Raw genomic sequence first — 20002 nt, 5'->3', positions numbered from 1 at the left:
ACAAAACGATGAAGCGTATTATACGGCCTTCAACCGGACCCACATACTTGCAAAATCGCCCCTTAATGAAGATACCGACAGCCCTAAGGCCATCAAACGATCACCGCCGTAAATTTCTCCGCTCGCTTCCAAACAGTAATTCTTCTCCGGATCCAAACCTTCCAGCTTCACATTGCGAAGCGGCGCATTCGGTTCCGCCAAAACTTTAAAATAGAACAGCAAGGCTTCATTACGGTCGCGGCTAACGAACATCCAGGAGGTCTCATTGCCTTCAAACGGGCTAAGGAGCCGGTACATCTCACCCTGCTGAACCAATCCGCGAATCTCCTTGTAAGTTTCAATTTGCTGTTTAGCGGTTTCTTGTTCCTCTGCCGTAAATTTAGTCAAATCAAGCTCGTATCCGAAGTTTCCGGACATGGCCACATCGCCGCGGAACGTAAGCGAGGTTGTACGTTCCACTTGATGGTTCGGTACGGCCGAGACATGCGCTCCCATCGTCGACACGGGATATACGAGGCTGGTTCCGTACTGGATCTTCAACCGCTCGACAGCATCGGTATCATCGCTGGTCCACGTCTGTGGCATATAATACAGCATCCCCGGGTCAAACCGGCCGCCACCGCCCGAACAGCTCTCGAACAAAATGTGCGGGAATTCTCCGGTAAAGCGTTCGAGCAGTTCATACAATCCCAGAATGTAACGGTGCGCAATTTCCTTCTGCCGATCAGCCGGAATTTCGGACGAACCGATTTCCGTCATATTGCGATTCATGTCCCATTTCACATAGGTGACCGGAACCGTGCTGAAAATATCACTTAAACGCTCGTACAGATACTCACGGACATCACTTCTCGACATATCGAGCACAAGCTGCTCCCGGGCTTCCGTCCGGCGGCGGTCCGGCACATGCAAACACCAGTCCGGGTGGCTGCGGTAGAGATCGCTGTCAGGCGATACCATTTCCGGCTCGAACCATAACCCGAATTGCAACCCGGTTGCCTTCACCCGGTTCGCCAGATCTTTCAGGCCGCCCGGCAACTTGCGCCGATCCTCAAACCAATCCCCGAGCGAGCTGTTGTCACGGTCACGCCGCCCAAACCAGCCGTCATCAAGCACAAACAGCTCGATTCCCAGCTTGCTGCCCGCTTGAGCGATCGCCTCGATTTTGTCGGCATTGAAATCGAAGTAAGTCGCTTCCCAGTTGTTGACCAGAATCGGACGCTCACGGTCACGGTGCTGTCCCCGGCAAAGTCTTGTCCGGTATAAGCGGTGATATTCCCGGGACATGCCTCCGAGGCCTTCGTTCGAGTATACAAGCACCGCTTCCGGCGTTTGAAAAGATACACCCGGCTCCAGATGCCAGGAGAAATCAAACGGATTCAAGCCAATTTGCAGACGGGTCATGCCGAACTGCTCCACTTCAGCTTCAGCGATAAAGTTACCGCTGTATACCAAGCTCACGCCGTACACTTCTCCCTGCCGCTCGTTCGCATCCGGACGAAGCAAGGCAAAGAACGGATTTTGCTGATGCGAGCTGGAACCTCTACGGCTTCCGATTCCCGTAACGCCCGGTGCAAGCCTTCTTCTCTGAACATGACGCTCCCGTGCCCACGCTCCCGACAAATACAAGGCATCGTAATCGGAATCGGCAAAATCCAGCGAGGCGCTCAATGCCCGCTCCAATTCTAACGGGGCCCCGCTCTCGTTCACGATCCTTGCCGATCTGGTGATCGCAGCGGAATCCGCAAATACCGTATAACTCAAAATGACGGTCAGACCGGAAACCGCATCGCTGAGTTCCAGCTCCAGCGTTTCGGCTTCGCTCTCGTGCTCCGTATACACGGCCGGCAGTCCTTTTAAATCCGGCTTACCCTGAAGGATTCGATGCGTCCGGTAGGCAAGCTCGGTTACCCGTGTACCATTCGCCAGCTTCACTTGATAAGCCGGGCTTCTAAAATCGCTGCTCCCGTATTGAGGGTATTCTTGCGGCAGCGTATCCAATGAAATCGATTTGTCATCCGGTATCGGATTCGGGCTGAAGGAGGCCCGCTCATTAAAACTCAACATTCCCTTCAGATTACTGTCCTGTCGAAGTTTGCGTCCGTAATAAACATGAGCGGCATACCCGCGAACCAGTTGTATGATGTAGCTGGAGTTTTGCGATTGTAAATGGAACAGGTTTTGAGCTTCGTCGAAAAAGATAGGCATTGGAATCCTCCTGAAATGTTCTGAATTCTGGAATGATATCCTTCATTCTACTATGTTATCCAGAAGGAGTAACGATAATAAAGTGATTTTCTATATGGACTTTTGTGTTATCTTCTTCATAAATCAGAACTCATGATACCGTTAGTTGAAATATGCGAAAACACATGGTATCCGTTTTTCCCCTTCCGCTTGGCACGGTACATTGCGCTATCGGCTTCTTCCAACAAACGGGCCCGGTCCGCCTTGGATGCTTCGCACATGCTGATGCCGATGCTCCCCGTTACGGATATATCCCGGTCCTGGATAAAATACGGCCTGCTAATCTTTTTCAAGATTAACGAGGCCATAATTTCAACCTGGTTAGGATCGCAGTTTTTCATAATGAACAGGAACTCGTCGCCGCCCATCCGGAACGCCAGTTGGTTTTTGTTCGTGACCTGCATCAAGCCTTGACTCACTTCTTTAAGCAGCGCATCTCCCGCCGAGTGGCCATAAGTATCATTGATTTCCTTAAAACCGTCCAGATCCAGACTTAGCAAAGCCAAATTTTCTTTCTTCCGATAATGCTCCCAAAAATCATCGAACCCGCTTCGATTCAGCAAACCCGTCACGGGATCCCGGTACACCAATTCCCTTAAAGCATTTCTTTCCTCCCGCAAAGCACGTATGTAGAGCGCTCCTCCCAAGAAGACAATCAAGAGTAATCCATATATAAAATAGTGCACATAAGGACTTGTCAAATTCATTTGTATCACCAACCCGTACTGTTGTCGTTTATCCTGACGCTAATTCCCTGTCTGTTTGGGGATCTTGAATGATACCGTCGTGCCTTGGCCGCTTCTACTGGTTATGCTTAGTCCCCGGCCGTAAATTTGCTTCAATCTCCGGTCCGTGTTGATCAAACCGATCCCCCGATGAACATGATCCGTCCCCGCCAAAAGTTGATCCAGCTTATCCTTTGCTATGCCCACTCCGTCATCTATAACCGAAATGAGCCAGCCGTTCTCATCCTCGGTTATGCCGATTGTAACCGTACCGCCGCTGGCCCGCGTCAAAATACCGTGCCGAACCGCATTTTCAACCAGGGTTTGAAGCGAAAGCGGAGGGACTTCAGCAGACAACGATCCCGAGATGTCCCACTGAATTTTCAACCTGTCTCCAAACCTTTCTTTCTCAATATACATATAAGAACGCGTCAATTCCAGTTCAAGCTCCAGAGAGACCAAGCGCTGCAAATTTCTAGGATTAAAGCTCATCTGCAAATAGTTTCCGAACTCTTCCAGCAGACCGACCATCCTGCCAGGGTCACTCTCGCTTAACGAGGCGATAGAATTTAGCGTGTTGAACAGGAAATGCGGCTGGATTTGAGCTTGAAGCCAAGCGGCCTCCATCCGCAAGCGTTCGCCGACCGAATGCCTGAGATGAATCAAGGCTTGGACCCTTGCCTTCAAATCGAGCGATCCTACGGGTTTAGTCACATAATCGTTGGCTCCCGCCGCAAAACCGGTATAAATATCCTCCTGACGGCTTCTGGCTGTCAGCAGTAAAATCGGCAGCTCCGTCATCCCATATTGAGTACGAATCAATTGGGTCAACTCATATCCGGACATTTGCGGCATCATGACATCCGATATGACGAGGTCCCAATCCCCTTGCTCCAAATATTTCAGCGCTTCCCTCCCGCCGGAAGCCGTGGAAAGATCGTATTGCTCCGGAGAAAGAATATTCCCGAGAATCTTTAAGTTAATGGGATCATCATCGACGGCCAAAATGCGCGGCTTGCTTATAAAATGAACCGGGGAATCTTGTCTCCATTCGCTAGTCGCAGCTGTAGCCACCTCATTCTCCGCCGCTCTTATAACTCCCTCAGCGACTAGGGGAAAATCGCTAATCCCCCGGATTTCGTGTCGGATTTCGCTCTCCGGCAGTCTCTCCAGGTCGTTATCCACTTCGAGTTTGAACTCAAATACCGATCCTTCGCCCGGTGACGATTGTACCTCCAATGTTCCGCCATGCAGTTCGACCAGTTGCTTGCAAATACTTAGCCCTAGACCGATTCCGCCGGCTCCCGACATTACGGTTTCCGCTTGTTCATAGGGCCTGAAAATGATCCGCCGGGTTTCTTCATCCATCCCGATTCCCGAATCCTTGACTCTAATGATTGCCAGCCCGTCCCGGAGTTCGGCTTCGACTGAGATGATTCCTTTTTCCGTAAACTTAATACTATTATGGATCAGATTGAATAAAATCTGGACCAGCCGATTCTCGTCAGCGATCACCTTTGGAAAGGAATCCGGAACCTTATGCACCAATTCCACCGCTTTGCCGTCCGTCAAATAACGGAGCATATCGAATACCCCGACAATCACGCCCTGAAGATGAACGCTCCGTTTATTCAAGCGGACATTTCGTTCGCGCAGCAAGGTTACATCTATCAGATCATTCAACAATAGTGACATTCTCTGGCCTACAGTAACAATCAGCTGCAAATTCCCGCGGCTTGACTCTGATAACGTGCGAGATTCGTTCTCCAATACGCCCTGAGCCATATTGATCATCCCGTGCAACGGGTTTCTGAGCTCATGCGAAGTATTCGCCAGAAAGTCATCCTTCAGTTTGTCCGCTTTTTGGAGTTCATCCGCTAGCTTCCGAGACCGGATCGTCATTTGAGAGAAACGAATGAACCAGAAACAAGCAAAGCTGAGGAAAGCAATAATGTAATCAAACGGATAATAAGGCATGTCGGGCCAAACTCTGCTCTTGAACACGCCGCCTATCAATATATTGGTCGAAAGAGCGACCGCTGACAGAAGGATGAAGAATGCCGTTCGCTCGCCCTTGCGGATGGTTTCAAAAACGAGGGAAGGAACAAGCACGGCTACCGACAACATGATGATCAAAAGCACATAACGGCAAAAAATGATGTACTGCACAGGCAAACAGATGATCAGCATCAGATTGACCGCACATAGCCCGACAAATGCAGCCGTCCCTTTCTCAAAACCGCGACTTCCTAGCAGCGCACGGATACATAAAGTCAAAAAAGCCGGAATTGCGGTATAGACGGCGATTCTTATTTTCAAGGACCAATCAAAATCTATCGGCAGCCATACTAAAAGCATCTTATCATCGTCAATCAGGATCGATATAATGGCAAAAAAGAGGGTTATGGAAAAATAAGCGAGTTCTCTGCCGCGATGACCAAGCAAGTATAGGATGCCTGCGTAAAGAGCGTGCAGCAGAAGAACCACGCATACGATTATCTGCATACTTTGGGTGAAAAACACTTCCCTCGACACGGCTTCAGCCGTACCGAATTTGATCGATTGGGTGATGCCTCCGGTGCTATACATCTTATAGTTGGCAGCTTGGATCACGATCTCGAATTCATTACCATCAGGCTTGAATTGAACAGTATACGGGGTATTCTGGGCCTGGTAAAGAGCCCGGTTAGCCGCCGGGTTTCCAATTTGCTTCAGCAGCTCGCCGTTCACGTATAATTTTGAGGCACTCTGTATGTTCTGAATCCTCAGTCCGAAGATTTGCCCGGCGTCCTCTACAAGAACTCTAAGCCGGTAGGTTCCGTATCCATAACCGGATTTATTGCCCACCGCCTGGTTCCATTTTCCCGGTACCTTGATCCATTTCTCCTTCTGTTCCGCATTTGGAATAAAGCCGCCGTCTTCCGCCGGCTCCCAAAGGACTCCGGGAATAAACTCCCATTCTCCGTTTAAATATACAACCTGCTTATCGTTAAATTTCCAATCTCGCAAATCGATAACCCCTTGATGTGCATGGGGATGCGGCGGTACCGTCCTGAATTGGAACCAAAGCAAACGTAGACTTAGAAGGATAAGCAGGAACACACCTAAATATAGAAACATTTTTTTCTTGGAGATGACATTCTTATTATTGTTGGACAAAGGAAAATTTCATCCTCTCTTGGCAATTAGGTGCAGACGCTTATAAACCTTATATTATATATGTAATCTCCTGTTTTGGGCCTTTATGGCGATCTTATCGTCTATCTCAACTTCGTTCAAGCTGGATATCCTTGTCTATTTGATAAAGTATAATGTAACGAACTCTACAAAATCTCGACTTCCATTAAAAAAGATGACCCCTGAAGAATCCAGAGGTCATCCGCTTGTCAATATAATTACGAGCGAAAACTAGTCAAGGGGAATCAGCTTCCCGAACAAGGCATACCTGGCATTGTTGAATTCATAAGAGCAGGTGCACAATACCACAATCCGATCTTCCGCCTGCACATCCACCTCGCTCTGAAAGGTAGATTCCACCTTCAGCTCGCCGATGTACTCAAGAAAATCACGGTCATCATCAAACTCCAGCCGAAGAAACTCATAATCTCCGTCTGCGAGGATCCCTGCAAAAAACTCAATGGAATACGAACCGTCGGGCGTGTATAGTTGCATGACAGAATGTTCGTCATAATAGGCTTGATCCCTGTAATCCGTTAATGACGCGAACATGGAACCGTCTTTCATGTTATGCCCGTATATGACGGTGCTTTTCCCGGAAAAATCGCCCGGTGTCCGATAATCGACGAACAGACTGCCCAGCTTGTTCTTTTGTCCCGTAAACAGATGGTTCAGATAATAATCGTTATCTTTGCCTTGCACTACGGGGTAGTCGATAACACTTTCCTCCGCCGTAATCCAGGCCACTGCGTCCGCATTGATTTGCCTCAAGGCGGTGAAATCCACCTGTCTGGCCTCCGCCACGACAGAAGCTTCAGAAACGCTGTCCGGGCGCAACTCGGTTTCATGCTGCTCTTCCAATAATGTTCGGACCTGTGCATAAGCCGCGTCCCCCCGGGTATATTCCCGCTGAGATACAAAGAGAATATACACCGAGCTCAACACGCCAAGCAGGCATACTCCCATCAGCAAACGCAGCAGCAAATGCGTACCGGACCTGCGTGTTTTTGTCATGCTTCTGTTCTTTTTCATATCTCTTCCTTATGAAAAGGGCCTGTAACGGAATGGTTTCCTTTGGACAGGCCCTTTCCTGTCTCTTTAATAGTCTGCTTAATCTATTGCTTCAATCACTTCAAGCTTCTTCTCCGCAGCACGAAATCCGCAGAGAACAGCGCGGCCAGTGCCATTAGGGAGAATATCAGTCCTAATTGAGCCATCTGCCTGAGGGAGCTATCCCCCGTTTTCGGAGTACCGTCTTGAACACCGTCAGATCCTCCCTGATCTGTACCGCCGTGATTTCCGGTACTCTCATTGCTGCCGGTAGAGCCATCGCCGCCGGCTGATCCTCCGTCTTCGTTACTGCCGTTATTTCCGTTATTTCCGTTATTTCCGTTGTTGCCGTTGTCGCCACCATTTTCTCCCGGTTGCGGCTCCTCAGGCGATGGCTGTTCAGGCTCATTGTCACTCTTGGAATTGATGAAAGCTGCGCTCTGCGTCGTATTGCCTTGAATCACACCGGATGGTCCTGTGCTGACCGACACATATCCTTCTGCAGTATAATCAGCTTCGCTAACCGTATAGCTTGCTCCCTTAGGCAGCCCGTAAACTGTAATGCTCTCCCCGTGAGCCAGCGAAACGGTGCCCCCACTTTGAATAACCCCGCTTCCGCCGTTTCCTGAATAGCTGTAGATGCCCGGCGCGCCGCTAAAGACAATAGTGAAGCTGAATTTCTTCCCGCGGTCGCCTGCATTGCCGGCAACAGTCTTCCCTACTGTCAGGCCACCTGTCTCGGAAGGCGTATTCGGCTCCGAAGGTCCAGGACCCGGTCCGGGACCCGGCCCAGGGCCCGGCGGTACAGAAACATTTTTCGTATTAACGAATGCGGCTGTCTGGACATCGTCTGTCACGATCGTGCCGGTATCGCCCGTGCTTGCAGTTACATATCCATCCGCGGCATAGTCCGCCTCGGTTACCGAATAAGTCGTATCCTTCGGCAGACCCGCGATAGCAATGCTTTCTCCATGGGCCAGCGAGACGGTATCGCCGCTGCTGACAGTACCGTCAGCCGCACCGCCTGCTCCCGTATAATTATAAGTTCCTGTTGCGCTAAAAGTAATCGTAAAATCAAATTTTTTGCTTTGGTCTCCCGCATTGCCGGCTACTGTTTTGCTGATAACCAGACTGCCCGGCTTATCCTTCGTATTCGTAAATGAAGCCGACTCCGTATCATCCGCAACAATGCTGCCAGCAGCGTCAATACTTGCAGTGATATACCCTTCGGAGGAATAATCGGCTTCCGTTACCGTATATTCCGCATCTTTAGGCAGGCCGGTAATGATAACGCCTTCCCCATGTGCCAGAGCAATCGTACCTCCGCTGCTGATGTTACCATTGCTTGCGCCGCCGGTTCCAATGTAGCTATACGTTCCTGTAGCTCCGGTAAATGTGACCGTGAAATTGAACTTCTTGGCCAAATCTCCGTCATTTCCGGCAACTGTTTTGCTGATGGCCAGATTGCCTGCGGTATTCTCACGGTAGTTCACTACCGTGAGCAGGTTAGAGCCCGTGCCGGTCTTACCGTCAATGGAAGTGACAACAGTAGGACCGGAAGTATCTACGCTGACCGAATGGGCTTCATTATCCAATCTATAACCGAAAGGAGCAGACGTTTCTTTAAGCACATATTGTCCGGCCGGGATTGCTCTCATCGTCAGCTTACCGTTACCGGCGCTGAGAGCCTTACGAATAACAGTGTTTCCATCCTCCGAGAACAGGGTGAATTCGGCACCAGGAAGTACGGCCGCTGTCGCTCCGTCCGTTTTCGTTATTTCAAGCCAACCGCCTCTTTGCATGGTTGCGTTGCTGTCCGCCATGCTGATTGCATAATTCACAGCTTGATTTTCTATGTTGACATTGCTATTAGATAAACGTACCTGGTTAGTAACGGAGCCTGGATCACCAGTTATGTCCGTCAAATAAGTTAAGCGGTAAGCCTTGCTGCTATCCGGAATGATAAAGGTCAAAACACGGGTTGTATTGTCGTAAGAAATATTACCGCCCAGTTGGAGAGAAACAGGATTTGCTTCCTCAAGCGTTCCATCCTCCTTCAGTGTTAGTTCCGTGGCAGTAATATTGTTGTCCAGCAACAGCACGCCCTTGGAATCCGTGCGTAAATCAAGACCGATGGGCAGTGTGTCCCCAATCTTCTCACTTACATTTGTCAAAGCATAAGGGTTATAATCCACAGTCCACTTCAAGGTGCCCTGCTGGGGAACCGTGTAGGATTTTTTCAGAATCTCGCTCTTAATCGATACGTTCCGGGTTTTAGATACTCCTGTCGCCCATTTCTCCGCCTTCAGCTCCAAGTTGTTGGTAACTGTCGAAGTCTTATTGTTGCTAAAATAGGCGTCAAGCGTAGTGTTGTTCGGCTTAGCCTTCACTAAAATAACATAAGGCTTGTTCAGCGGGCTGAATGTAAAGGCAGCCTTGCCTGTCTCAGTAAAATCAGCCGTCATTCCTGCTACCGTATCCGGCGTGGAGTCGACAGCATTCACAGAAGAGCCTGAGCCCGCCGTTCCCTCGAATACAAGGTAGTTTTGGCCAGGTGCAATCTCCGTAAATTCCCAACCCGCAGGTAAGGTATCCGTAATGGTACCTGCTCCCAGTGCCTCATCGTCCGCATTTTTCACGGCATTGAAATCCAAACCGTCTGCGTTGACGCTAAGCCGGAAAATCACCGACTTGTCGGTATAATCAAAGCCTTCCGCAGCGTTGGTCGTGCGATGAATGTTAACGCCTGCGGCTGGATCGGCTTGCGCATCGCGCTTCAGCAGTTCCTTCTCCAGCATTCGGCTGTCATAGCTCACGTTTCCTGTAGCTGTATTCAGCCTAGTGGTATTACTAAACAATGAAGCCGTATTATTTACGGTAGATGTCTTGTTTCCTGCGAAAACTCCAGGGTCTACCACAAGCGTCTTAAATGAGAAACTGTTAGCCGCTGTTGTTGAAAGAGTGCTGATTTCCAGCAGATCTGCAACTCGCTCCCCGTCTTGCTCAATCGGTATAACGTTCAAATTTCCGTCTCCCGTGTAACTGCCTGTTACAAATTTCAAGCCATAACGCGGAGTAAGTTCCCCTTTATTAATACCTGACGGGAGGCCAGTCACTGTATTAAGGTTAATACTGTTTTTGTAGACAAGCAGGTCGTACACCTTCATGTCCGGGATGTTTTGGCCTTTTGCGTCCACGTTGACCGTCCATGTAATTTCGCGACTGGTTCTATCGAGCGTACCCGTCTTGGTAATAGCATTGTAGCCGATGCCTACCCCAATATTGCCTGTGCCCGGATTCACTCCGGCTGGCTTGCCGTCCCAGTCCAGCGTCGCGGAATTATAAAATGTTCTCGTGCCTGTTGTAATGTTGGTATCTGTCACTTTGCTCGTGATAATCAGGCGAACGATTTCATTGACCGTGCCCGGAAGCGTATATTCGCCGCCTGCAGGCTCCGAGGAAATGTCGCTATGATTAGTCCATGTCGTACCGTCTGCAGAAGTCTCCCATTCCGCCGAATCAAAGGTCAGGCCATCCGGTAATTGATCCTTGATCGTCAGATTGTCTAGAGTAGCCTTTGCCCGGTTGGCTGTAATCGTCCAGGTGATAGTGCGGTCATTTGGATCATATACGCCGCCAACGATCTCGTTGCTGGCTACCCCACTCTTTTCAATCCATTTCGGCGGCGTAAATGTCACCGTGGTCGAGTCGTCCTTAACGGAGACATTGCCTTTCATCAATTTTGCAGTATTGTTTACGGATTGACTATTGTTAGCATAGTACTTGTTTTCCGGAATCTTCGTCTGGAAAGTAATGATTTGAGGGCTCACCGAATTCTCAGGGAATGTATACTCAACTACATTTCCCGTTATCGGATCGGGTGTAACAGGAGTTCCTCCCAACTCGAAAGAACCCGACACCATTTCACCTACTCCGGTCAGATCATCATTAAATATGTAATCCTTCAGATCCAGTGAATTACTGTTTTGGGTCGCACTTAACTCCACCTCCCAATCAATCACTCGATTGGATAAATCGACTGTCCCGTTCTTTTCAACATTGTAGATAATCTCAGCCGGAGGAACAGTTACGATATAGGTCTTTCCAAGAATGGTTACCGTATGATCACCTTCGGTCCCGGCGCTTCCGCTGTCATCATATTGCAGCTTTGCTGTAAACTCTCCTGCAACATTCATATAACCGCCATTCCCATCAAAAATATCGGCGTCCCCGTCAAAATAAACCGCCGCAGTTACGGTACTCCCCGCCTGGGACAGGCTCGCACTAGCAAGCTGCTTAGGTCCGAATTTAAGCGGAGGAATCGGATCCGGTATCGCGGTGAAACCTTGACTTAACAGAATACTGGCCTTATCCCCGTATTCGATGATCTCTGGCGGGGTAGGATTGTCTCCTGCCACCGGAACACCGAAGGAAACTGAAACCTCAATCGGTTTCTTGCTGTTGATCTTGTCGTTTTCCGTAATGATCTTTCCATCTTGCATAACCACAGCCGTCAGGTTCGTAAGCACGCCCGTCTTATCTTCAGCGGCTATAGCCGTTCCGCCGGCGGGAGCTACGGTGCTTATCAGAATGATCAGAACCAGCAGCCAATTCATTAGCTTGGATTTCACTTCATCAACTCCTTATTTTCATAGTTATTTTTTGTCTGTAGCAGTTTATAATCATTCAAACGTTCCACCCTCAACCCCTCTCCGACAATTTTTGCAATGCTTGTTTGTACATATTACCTTTTGAATCTGGACAAAATCTCTACAATTTCAAATTCAAGACGCAAAAAAAAGGATGCCTTATCAGGCACCCCGATCTCTATTAATTATGTAGTTCCGATTCCAGGCATTTTGTCCATTCCTCATACCAATCGGTAATGTAGTCAGGCAATAGAACGTTAAATTCCTGCTGCAAAACCGAGTTCAATGAGAGATAGTGCTTTTCAACCATAGTAGGATTATGGAGCGAAGCATATATTTTCATCAAGGCAAAATAGGGTTCTTCCTCCTGAGGATGCAGCTCGCACAAATTGTCGTAGATAGAGATGGCCTTCTCCCATTCCTCCTGTCCGACGTACCATTCCCCGATCGAATAAGAAGCCCTTAACCAAAGGTTCCTGAGACGCTGCCGCTCACTTTCAGCCCACCAATAATCATATTCCTGCAAATAATCCCCGGTATACAGCTTCATAACCTCTATGTAATCTTCAATCGATTCCTTGGATACAGGGGGCAAAGCCGTTAGCTTCAATTCCCACTCTTCAATATCCAGCGGAATTTGCTCCAGATTCATCATGTATCCCTCTGATGCATTTACGATTTGAACCTGGTCACCGAAAGGCTTCAACGTTTTTCGAATATGATAAATAGCGGTGTAGAGCTGCGAATACACTTTATCCTGTTCGTACTCCGGCCAAAACATTTCCGTCAGAAGCGATTTGCGAACCCATTTGCCCCGATGCTGAAGCAGGTATAAAAATAACTCTTGGGCTTTTGTCGTTCGCCATTGAAGCAGGCTTTGACGTCCTTCTTCCGTTTCGACGCTGACTTGCCTGAACAAATTGATGCGTGTGTGCCTGATTTTATCATTTGCAGTATTCTCGATCGGTTTTGCATCCATATTCGCCGCAATCCGATTCAATGTTTTCTCGAGCCGTTCCGACCTAATCGGTTTCAGAATATAGTCCAGCGCATTCAGTTCAAAAGCTTTGACCGCAAATTCATCATAAGCCGTGACAAACACAACCTGGATGTCCGGCTTCCGCTCCAAAATTTGTTCAGCCAATTCGATGCCGCTCATCTCGGGAAGATTGATATCCAGAAACACAAGATCGGCCTGAAGTCGAATGATCTCTGTAACGCTTTCCAAAGGATCGGTATACTTCCCGACAATCTCTATATCCATGGCGAGCTTTCTCAATTGACGCTCCAAATAATCCAAAGCCAGCCGTTCATCATCTACCAGGACTACTTTCATAGACTAGACTCCTTAGCTAAAAATCATGACCTAAATTTATCCATCTGATTAAAAGGATAGCACAACTGACGAGAACAAAGAAGTCCCGGGCGCATCGTCCGGGACTTTCGAAAGAAAAACAAAATCGAAAACTCTGAGCCAAGCTCTTAAAGCATAAACAATATAGGACTTAGGTGCCTCATAAGAACAAAAAAAACAGCTATATGGTATCCCAGTTCACTTGAAATACAACAGCAATTTCAACTTTTTCAAAGCTACACAACGTTTCCAAAAGAATGCTTGACTATATAGTCTATTAGACTTATTCTAATGGTAGCTAGATTCATATTTTTACCTAATTACATACTTCTTGATTTGATAAAGGCAAACCCATTGAAAAGTGGGGACGCAAAACTATAGGGGTTAAGGCGGAATTTTCCGCTAAGCCAGCCAGTTACCGATTGAAGAAGCTCAACTCTTTTGTTGATCTCAACCTTCTTATTCGGTAAGAAGGTTTTTTGTTATCGTAAACCAACTTCATATTTTCATATTGATAAAGGCAAATCCATCGAAAGATGGGGACGCAAAGCTATAGGGGCTACCACGGACAAGCCGTAACGCCAGCCAGTTGCCGATATGGAAGCCAAACGTAAATACATGTTATTTCGTTACTTCCTGATTCGGTTAGTATGCATCAATTTTTGGTGCAATTTGGGAGGAACCGAAATGAAACGTGTTTTTTATTTGGCAATCGCTATCATTTTCACTTTAAATTTAGCTGCTGTTCCGGCATACGCCAATTCTACCAACAAATTGATAGATGATATAGTCGTATTGCCTCAAGGTGAATATAACAAAACCGATGCGAATAAAATGATGAACCGGCTGTCCTTGATTCCCTCTTCTCTGTTGCAAGGTTTGAAAGACAACGGCGTTAAGGTCAAACTGGTCAATGGAAAGATTACCGATGAACCCGAGTTCGCTCAATACAAAGGTGTTACGCCTAGAGGCTGGGAAAACACAGGACTTACATGGGACGATGTTCCGGGCGTCAGCTCTAATGTCGTTATCGCAAGAATCGGATACAGCAACAAAGGCAAAGGACACAATGGACAAAACCTCGAACTTCATGAAACCTTCCATGCGATCGACCGGATCGTTCTGAACAATGTAAGCTCCTCTTCCGATTTTCTTGAGGTCTGGAAGAAAGAAGCGAACAACGATTATGAAGGCGACGGCTATGTATCGGTTTACTCGACCGAGTATTTTGCGGAAACCGCAACGCTGTATTTCTACAGCGACAAAACACGGAACCACCTGAAAGAGGACATGCCTTTAACCTATGAATTCTTGGACAAGCTGTTCTCGAGTGCACAATAAATAAAAAGCTCCCTTTCGGTTAAGGATTCTAACCGAAAGGGAGCCTTTTGGGTTTTTAAGGATAGACACGGTTAGGAAGTACTTCTTCCCAAACCTCTACTTCAGCGTCTTCTTCTCTGGAGTAGTCATGATGATTCGTGGCTTCAAGGATGTCGTAGTAATACCACTTACCGTAGACATTATCCGGCCACATCTTGGCATCTTCATGAATTCCGTCCTTATCGACTTTTCTGTTCAGCACGCTGTTGATGAACGCGGCGGCTTCAGCCCGAGTAATGTATTGATTCGGTTTGAAGGTTCCGTCCGTGTAGCCTTTGATCCAGCCTTTATTGGCTGCGGAGGCAATATACTTTTCTGCCCAGTGTCCTGTAATATCCGTGAAACTATCGTTTGCCCGCTCATCAAGCTTGTCAAAACGGGAAGCGATCGCCGCGAACTCGGCTCTGGTAATGTATTGTCCCGGTTTAAAGGTACCGTCTGGATATCCGGTAATGACTCCTGCATTTTCCATCGTGGAAATATGCTTGTTGGACCAACGCGTAGCCCCTACGTCGGAGAAGGAATTGCCGGTTTTCAGGTATTCAGAACGGCTTTCATCATCCAGCAACCTGTAGAAAATCGCTGCTACTTCTTCGCGGGTAATGTTGTTAAGCGGCTTCACCGAGCCGTCAGGATACCCGTTAATATAGTCGTAGTGATTCTCCATTTCAAGGGTTGGCGGAACAGCTGGCAGCGGCGGCAAGGCCGGCAGCGGAGTTACGGTCGATCCGCTCGAGGTATTCGAACCTCCGGATCCACCCGGGTTAGACGAATTTCTAGTGTAGTAGAAAATATACTCTTGGCCTGCCTGCGTTGTAAATGTGTAGGCATCGGTCGATTTCACCGGAGTGTAGCCGGAGATCGATACGGCCGTCAGAGTTTTCGTCTCGCCTGGTTTGCCTGTAAATACGCTTGGACTTGCAAGCTGCTCGTTTGTTCCGTTCAACAAATACTTGACGGTGAGTTGCTGATCAGTTGGTGCGTTTTTCGTATAGTAGAACACGTAATTTTGGTTTGGTTCGTCGCTATAACGATATTCGAAGCTTGGAATTTCAGGAGTATAACCTGGAACGTTTTTCGCATTCAGCGTAAATTGCGTTCCTGCTTTTCCTTCGATGACTTCCTGTGAAGCAATTTCCCCATTCGTTTCTCTGTCGAGGTACGAAATAGTGAGTTTCACTACGTCACCAGAAGGCTCGCCAAGGTTATAGTAAATCGTAAATTGCTGCTCCAAATCAAGGGTTACCGAATAGTTATAAGAGAATTCTTCCGGCATATAAACCGCATCTGCTACGGAAATCGGACCTGCTTTCAGAATAATTGTCTCACCGACTTTTCCACTGGCAGGAGTTGGTTCCATAAGCGGCAGATTGGATTCTCTGTCAACATGATGAACGAGAACCGTCCGTTCCAAGCTTGAAACGTCTTGCGTGTAAGTGAAAGTGAATACGTCGTGAAGCGGCTCGTTTTTGAATGTATACGGAACGCTGTAATCGTGTGGTTTATAAACCGCACCAGTTACCGAATCCGTATAATCATTCGCGGTGAGCGTGATTTCTTCACCCACTTTACCCGAATGCTCGGTCGGATCTAACAAATCATTGCCGGTAATGAAATCAACATATCTTACGGTCAAGGTTCTGTTGTTATCCGGCTCGTTAGCCTTGTAGTAGAACACGTGCGGTGCATTTTCAACGTCCAGCGTATAGCTGTAAGTAGGTTCAAGCGGGGTGTAGCCCGCGATATCCTTTGCTTTCAGCTCGATCGTTTGACCAGTTACGCCATTGGATGTCGTTGGATCGGCAAGTTCTTTGTCCGTGCCTTGCTCCAAGTACTGCACTTCCACGCTTTGCTCGTCAGCTGTGTAGTAGAAGTATTGCGGTAAGTTTTCGACTTCAAAAGTATAACTGTAACCTTGAGTTATCGGGGTGTAGCCCGGTATCACTTTTGGCTCCAAGTTTACTTTTTTACCCGTTACGCCTTCTACCGTATCCGGAGGAACAAGTTCTTCATCCGTTCCGTCAAGCAGATAGTATACTTCCACTGTACGATTTTCGCCGTTGTAGTAGAAGGTATACTCATTGCCTTCCGCTTTCAACGTGTAGCTGTCGGTCGCTTTTTCCGGGGTGTAGCCCGCTACGTCCTTCGCCTCGAGAGTTACCGTTTCACCGGTGACCCCGTCCACGCTTGTCGCTTCGGCAATTTCCTTACCTGTTTCGCGATCTACATACTTCACGCTCACGCTTTGGGCGTTTGCGGTGTAGTAGAACACATGCGCTGCATTTTCAACGTCCAACTTGTAGCTGTGAGTCGGTTCCACCGCCGTATAACCTGCGATGTCCTTCGCCTTCAGCTCGATCGTTTGACCGGTTACGCCATTGGCCGTTGTCGGTTCGGCAAGAACTTTATTCGTGCCTTGCTCGAGATACTGCACTTCTACGCTTTGCGCGTTAGCCGTGTAGTAGAAGGTATATTCGTTGCCTTCCGCTTTCAACGTGTAGCTGTCGGTCGCTTTTTCCGGGGTGTAGCCCGCTACGTCCTTCGCCTCGAGAGTTACCGTATCACCGGTGACCCCATTCACGCTTGTCGCTTCGGCAATTTCCTTACCTGTTTCGCGATCTACATACTTCACGCTCACACTTTGCGTGTTTGCGGTGTAGTAGAACACATGCGCTGCATTTTCAACGTCCAACTTGTAGCTGTGAGTCGGTTCCACCGCCGTATAACCTGCGATGTCCTTCGCCTTCAGCTCGATCGTTTGACCGGTTACGCCATTGGCCGTTGTCGGTTCGGCAAGAACTTTATTCGTGCCTTGCTCCAGGTACTTCACTTCTACGTTTTGTTCGCTGGCGGTGTAGTAGAAGATATACTCGTTAGTGCCCTCGGCTTTAATCGTGTAGTTGTCAGTAGCTTTCTCTGGGGTGTAGCCCGGAGCGTTCGCCGCTGTCAGTTCGATCGTTTGACCCGTCAGGCCTTTCACTGTCGTGCTTGGAGCAACTTCATCCGTCGTACCTTTCTTCAGGTACTTCACCGTTACGTTTTGTTCGCTGGCGGTGTAGTAGAAGATGTACTCGTTGTTGCCTTCGGCTTTAATCGTGTAACTGTCAGTAGCTTTCTCTGGGGTGTAGCCCGGAGCGTTCGCCGCTGTCAGTTCGATCGTTTGACCCGTCAGGCCTTTCACTATCGTGCTCGGAGCCACTTCATCCGTCGTACCTTTCTTCAGGTACTTCACCGTTACGTTTTGTTCGCTGGCGGTGTAGTAGAAGATGTACTCGTTGTTGCCTTCGGCTTTAATCGTGTAACTGTCAGTAGCTTTCTCTGGGGTGTAGCCCGGAGCGTTCGCCGCTGTCAGTTCGATCGTTTGACCCGTCAGGCCTTTCACTATCGTGCTTGGAGCAACTTCATCCGTCGTACCTTTCTTCAAGTACTTCACCGTTACGTTTTGTTCGTTGGCGGTGTAGAAGAAGATGTACTCGTTGTTGCCTTCGGCTTTAATCGTGTAACTGTCAGTAGCTTTCTCTGGGGTGTAGCCCGGAGCGTTCGCCGCTGTCAGTTCGATCGTTTGACCCGTCAGGCCTTTCACTGTCGTGCTTGGAGCAACTTCATCCGTCGTACCTTTCTTCAAGTACTTCACCGTTACGTTTTGTTCGTTGGCGGTGTAGAAGAACGTGTGCACTTGATTTGGTTCAGAAGTAAACGTATATTCCAGTTTATCAGGCGCCACTACACTATAGCCGTCCACGAGCAAAGCCTTCAGTTCAACTTTCGAACCAGAGAAGCCCTTTTGGAAAGTAGGGTCCTTCAGTTGTTTGCCTGAATCCTTTTCCAGATATTTTACGGTTACGGTTTGTTCTACTGCTGCCGTATAACCGAACCAAATGACTGGTGAAGGATTAGTAACTGTCAGAGTTACATTCCTAGGACTTTCTCCTACTTTCAACTGGTATCCTGCAACCGTTTTGGCAGGTACAGAATGAGTTGATCCCATAGGGAAAGCTTCCTTACCGTTTTGATCCTTGTAATACTCGCTATATAGTGCTTCTGCGAATTCCGGTGTCTCGACTTCAACGCCTTCGGCATTGATCGGCTTGCCGTTCGCATTGACTTTATAGCCCTTCATGAGGATGGAACCATTACCGATGCTTACTTTCGGCACCTCAAAATCCTTCGAAACTTTTTGGTTATTTACGTCCGTATATTCCATGGTAGTCTTACCGTTCGTAGGATAGAGGGTATTAGAAACCGGGTTTTTGGATTGGTCCATGACCACTGTGTAAGTGAATGTTGCTGGTTCGCCCTCGGCAATATTGCCGACATTCCAATTGAATTTTTCAGTAGCGGCGTCCCAAGTTACAGTCCCTTGCGATACTGTGTAATCTGCTGGACTAATTTGAGCTCCCTGCAGTTTGAGGTTGAACATATCTCCCATCGGATCAATTACTTTTGCGCCTTGTGCCGCATAAGAGATTTTCCCGGCCATTTCGCGGAAAATGGTGTTCAGCTCATCGCTGTTGGCAGAAAAATAACCTTCATTCTGAACATCCTTCAGAACTTTGATCGCATTGCTGTTTTTGGAAACGTCGAGCCCGACCGAAAAAATCTTGAGGCCTGCATCTTTAGCGAGCTTCGCCTCCGAAATTGTTCCGATACCGTTATCTTTTACGGAGAAATTGTTAATTTCATACCGTGAAGATTTGGAAAGATCATAATCTCCACCAGTTCCAAGCGTAGTTCCATAATCAAATTTCGTAATGGCAAAACTATAGCTGTTATTTTGCCAACTGGAACTTTTGGCCTGTGTTCCCTTGAAACTGTAGGTTGGCTCTCCGTCACTTAATACGACGATTACTTTATTCTGAGCGGAGCTGTTCGCCAAAAGATCGCGGGCATTTTTCAAACCTGCTTGAATATTGGTACCGCCACTCGCACTGATATTGTCAATGGAAGTCTTAAGGGCATCCTTTTGACTAGGGCCTTTAAAGTCAGAGACATTTGTGGCTGACTTATTAAAGGAAACAACGGCAATTCTAGTCGATGACCCGTTTAACAGCAAATTGTCCACGAATTTCTTCGCAGCCGTTCTTGCGTCAGCCAATTTGTAGTCAGTTTCCCACCACCAATCTCGGTCATCCATACTCCCGGACTTATCAATTACAAGCACTACATCAGAGCTCGATTTGATATTTTTCCCCTCGGCTTTGAGCGTAATTTTCCACTCGCCCGACTTGCCTGTAGGTTCTGCCGTTTTGCTTAATTGAATTGCACCGGGATTAGGCCAGACCGGATCGCCCGAAGTCGTCCCTGCTCCAGAAGCTGTCAAAGGACTAATTAAAAGTGAAAACAAACATAACCAAGATACTACAATCTTTAACCCGCGTTTCATAGGTTCCTCCTCATTTTTTCATGGAATTCCTCCCTTT

General features: G+C 48.0%; 8 protein-coding genes and 2 riboswitches. Of the genes, 1 reads left to right on the top strand and 7 read right to left on the bottom strand.

Annotated features, from left to right (window positions below; translation table 11 throughout):
• Positions 1 to 18: 18 nt before the first annotated feature.
• The 6 genes from NYE70_RS02285 to NYE70_RS02260 all read right to left on the bottom strand — a co-directional run bounded on the left by NYE70_RS02285 (position 19) and on the right by NYE70_RS02260 (position 13184).
• Entirely contained in the window at positions 19 to 2208 is a 2190-nt protein-coding gene (locus NYE70_RS02285) for an alpha-galactosidase (protein WP_341044899.1), read from the bottom strand.
• Positions 2209 to 2324: 116 nt separating this feature from the next.
• A complete protein-coding gene (locus NYE70_RS02280; RefSeq protein WP_211021277.1) occupies positions 2325 to 2954 on the bottom strand; it encodes a GGDEF domain-containing protein in 630 nt (209 codons plus the stop codon).
• A 39-nt stretch (positions 2955 to 2993) separates the two neighbouring features.
• Positions 2994 to 6131, bottom strand: coding sequence for a hybrid sensor histidine kinase/response regulator (locus NYE70_RS02275; RefSeq protein ID WP_290408078.1), 3138 nt, complete (start codon positions 6129 to 6131; stop codon positions 2994 to 2996).
• 249 nt (positions 6132 to 6380) lie between these two features.
• Entirely contained in the window at positions 6381 to 7181 is an 801-nt protein-coding gene (gene srtB / locus NYE70_RS02270) for a class B sortase (protein ID WP_341044898.1), read from the bottom strand.
• 95 nt (positions 7182 to 7276) lie between these two features.
• Positions 7277 to 11830, bottom strand: a complete 4554-nt coding sequence (locus NYE70_RS02265) for a DUF7601 domain-containing protein (RefSeq protein ID WP_341044897.1) — start codon at positions 11828 to 11830, stop codon at positions 7277 to 7279.
• 199 nt (positions 11831 to 12029) lie between these two features.
• A complete protein-coding gene (locus tag NYE70_RS02260) occupies positions 12030 to 13184 on the bottom strand; it encodes a response regulator (RefSeq protein WP_341044896.1) in 1155 nt (384 codons plus the stop codon).
• A gap of 352 nt (positions 13185 to 13536) precedes the next feature.
• Positions 13537 to 13625, top strand: a riboswitch (cyclic di-GMP riboswitch).
• 86 nt (positions 13626 to 13711) lie between these two features.
• Positions 13712 to 13799, top strand: a riboswitch (cyclic di-GMP riboswitch).
• A gap of 90 nt (positions 13800 to 13889) precedes the next feature.
• Here NYE70_RS02260 and NYE70_RS02255 point away from each other — a divergent pair.
• Positions 13890 to 14543, top strand: a complete 654-nt coding sequence (locus NYE70_RS02255) for an anthrax toxin lethal factor-related metalloendopeptidase (RefSeq protein ID WP_211021273.1) — start codon at positions 13890 to 13892, stop codon at positions 14541 to 14543.
• A 55-nt stretch (positions 14544 to 14598) separates the two neighbouring features.
• Here NYE70_RS02255 and NYE70_RS02250 read toward each other — a convergent pair whose 3' ends face one another.
• Positions 14599 to 19965: a MucBP domain-containing protein gene (locus NYE70_RS02250; protein ID WP_341044895.1), complete on the bottom strand. Its 5367-nt coding sequence runs from the start codon at positions 19963 to 19965 to the stop codon at positions 14599 to 14601.
• Positions 19966 to 20002 lie beyond the last annotated feature (37 nt).

Origin of the sequence: Paenibacillus sp. FSL R5-0407 (genome assembly GCF_038009185.1) — a bacterium.
GTDB lineage: Bacteria > Bacillota > Bacilli > Paenibacillales > Paenibacillaceae > Fontibacillus > Fontibacillus vini.
Note: the sequence above shows the minus strand (reverse complement) of the source record. Positions and strands in the feature narration are given on the sequence as shown.

Bases quoted from the DNA above. Each gene is read 5' to 3' on its own strand.
- NYE70_RS02255 (WP_211021273.1), top strand. From the start codon at position 13,890: ATGAAACGTGTTTTTTATTTGGCAATCGCTATCATTTTCACTTTAAAT.
- NYE70_RS02250 (WP_341044895.1), bottom strand. From the start codon at position 19,965: ATGAAACGCGGGTTAAAGATTGTAGTATCTTGGTTATGTTTGTTTTCA.
- NYE70_RS02280 (WP_211021277.1), bottom strand. From the start codon at position 2,954: ATGAATTTGACAAGTCCTTATGTGCACTATTTTATATATGGATTACTC.
- NYE70_RS02260 (WP_341044896.1), bottom strand. From the start codon at position 13,184: ATGAAAGTAGTCCTGGTAGATGATGAACGGCTGGCTTTGGATTATTTG.
- NYE70_RS02285 (WP_341044899.1), bottom strand. From the start codon at position 2,208: ATGCCTATCTTTTTCGACGAAGCTCAAAACCTGTTCCATTTACAATCG.
- srtB (WP_341044898.1), bottom strand. From the start codon at position 7,181: ATGAAAAAGAACAGAAGCATGACAAAAACACGCAGGTCCGGTACGCAT.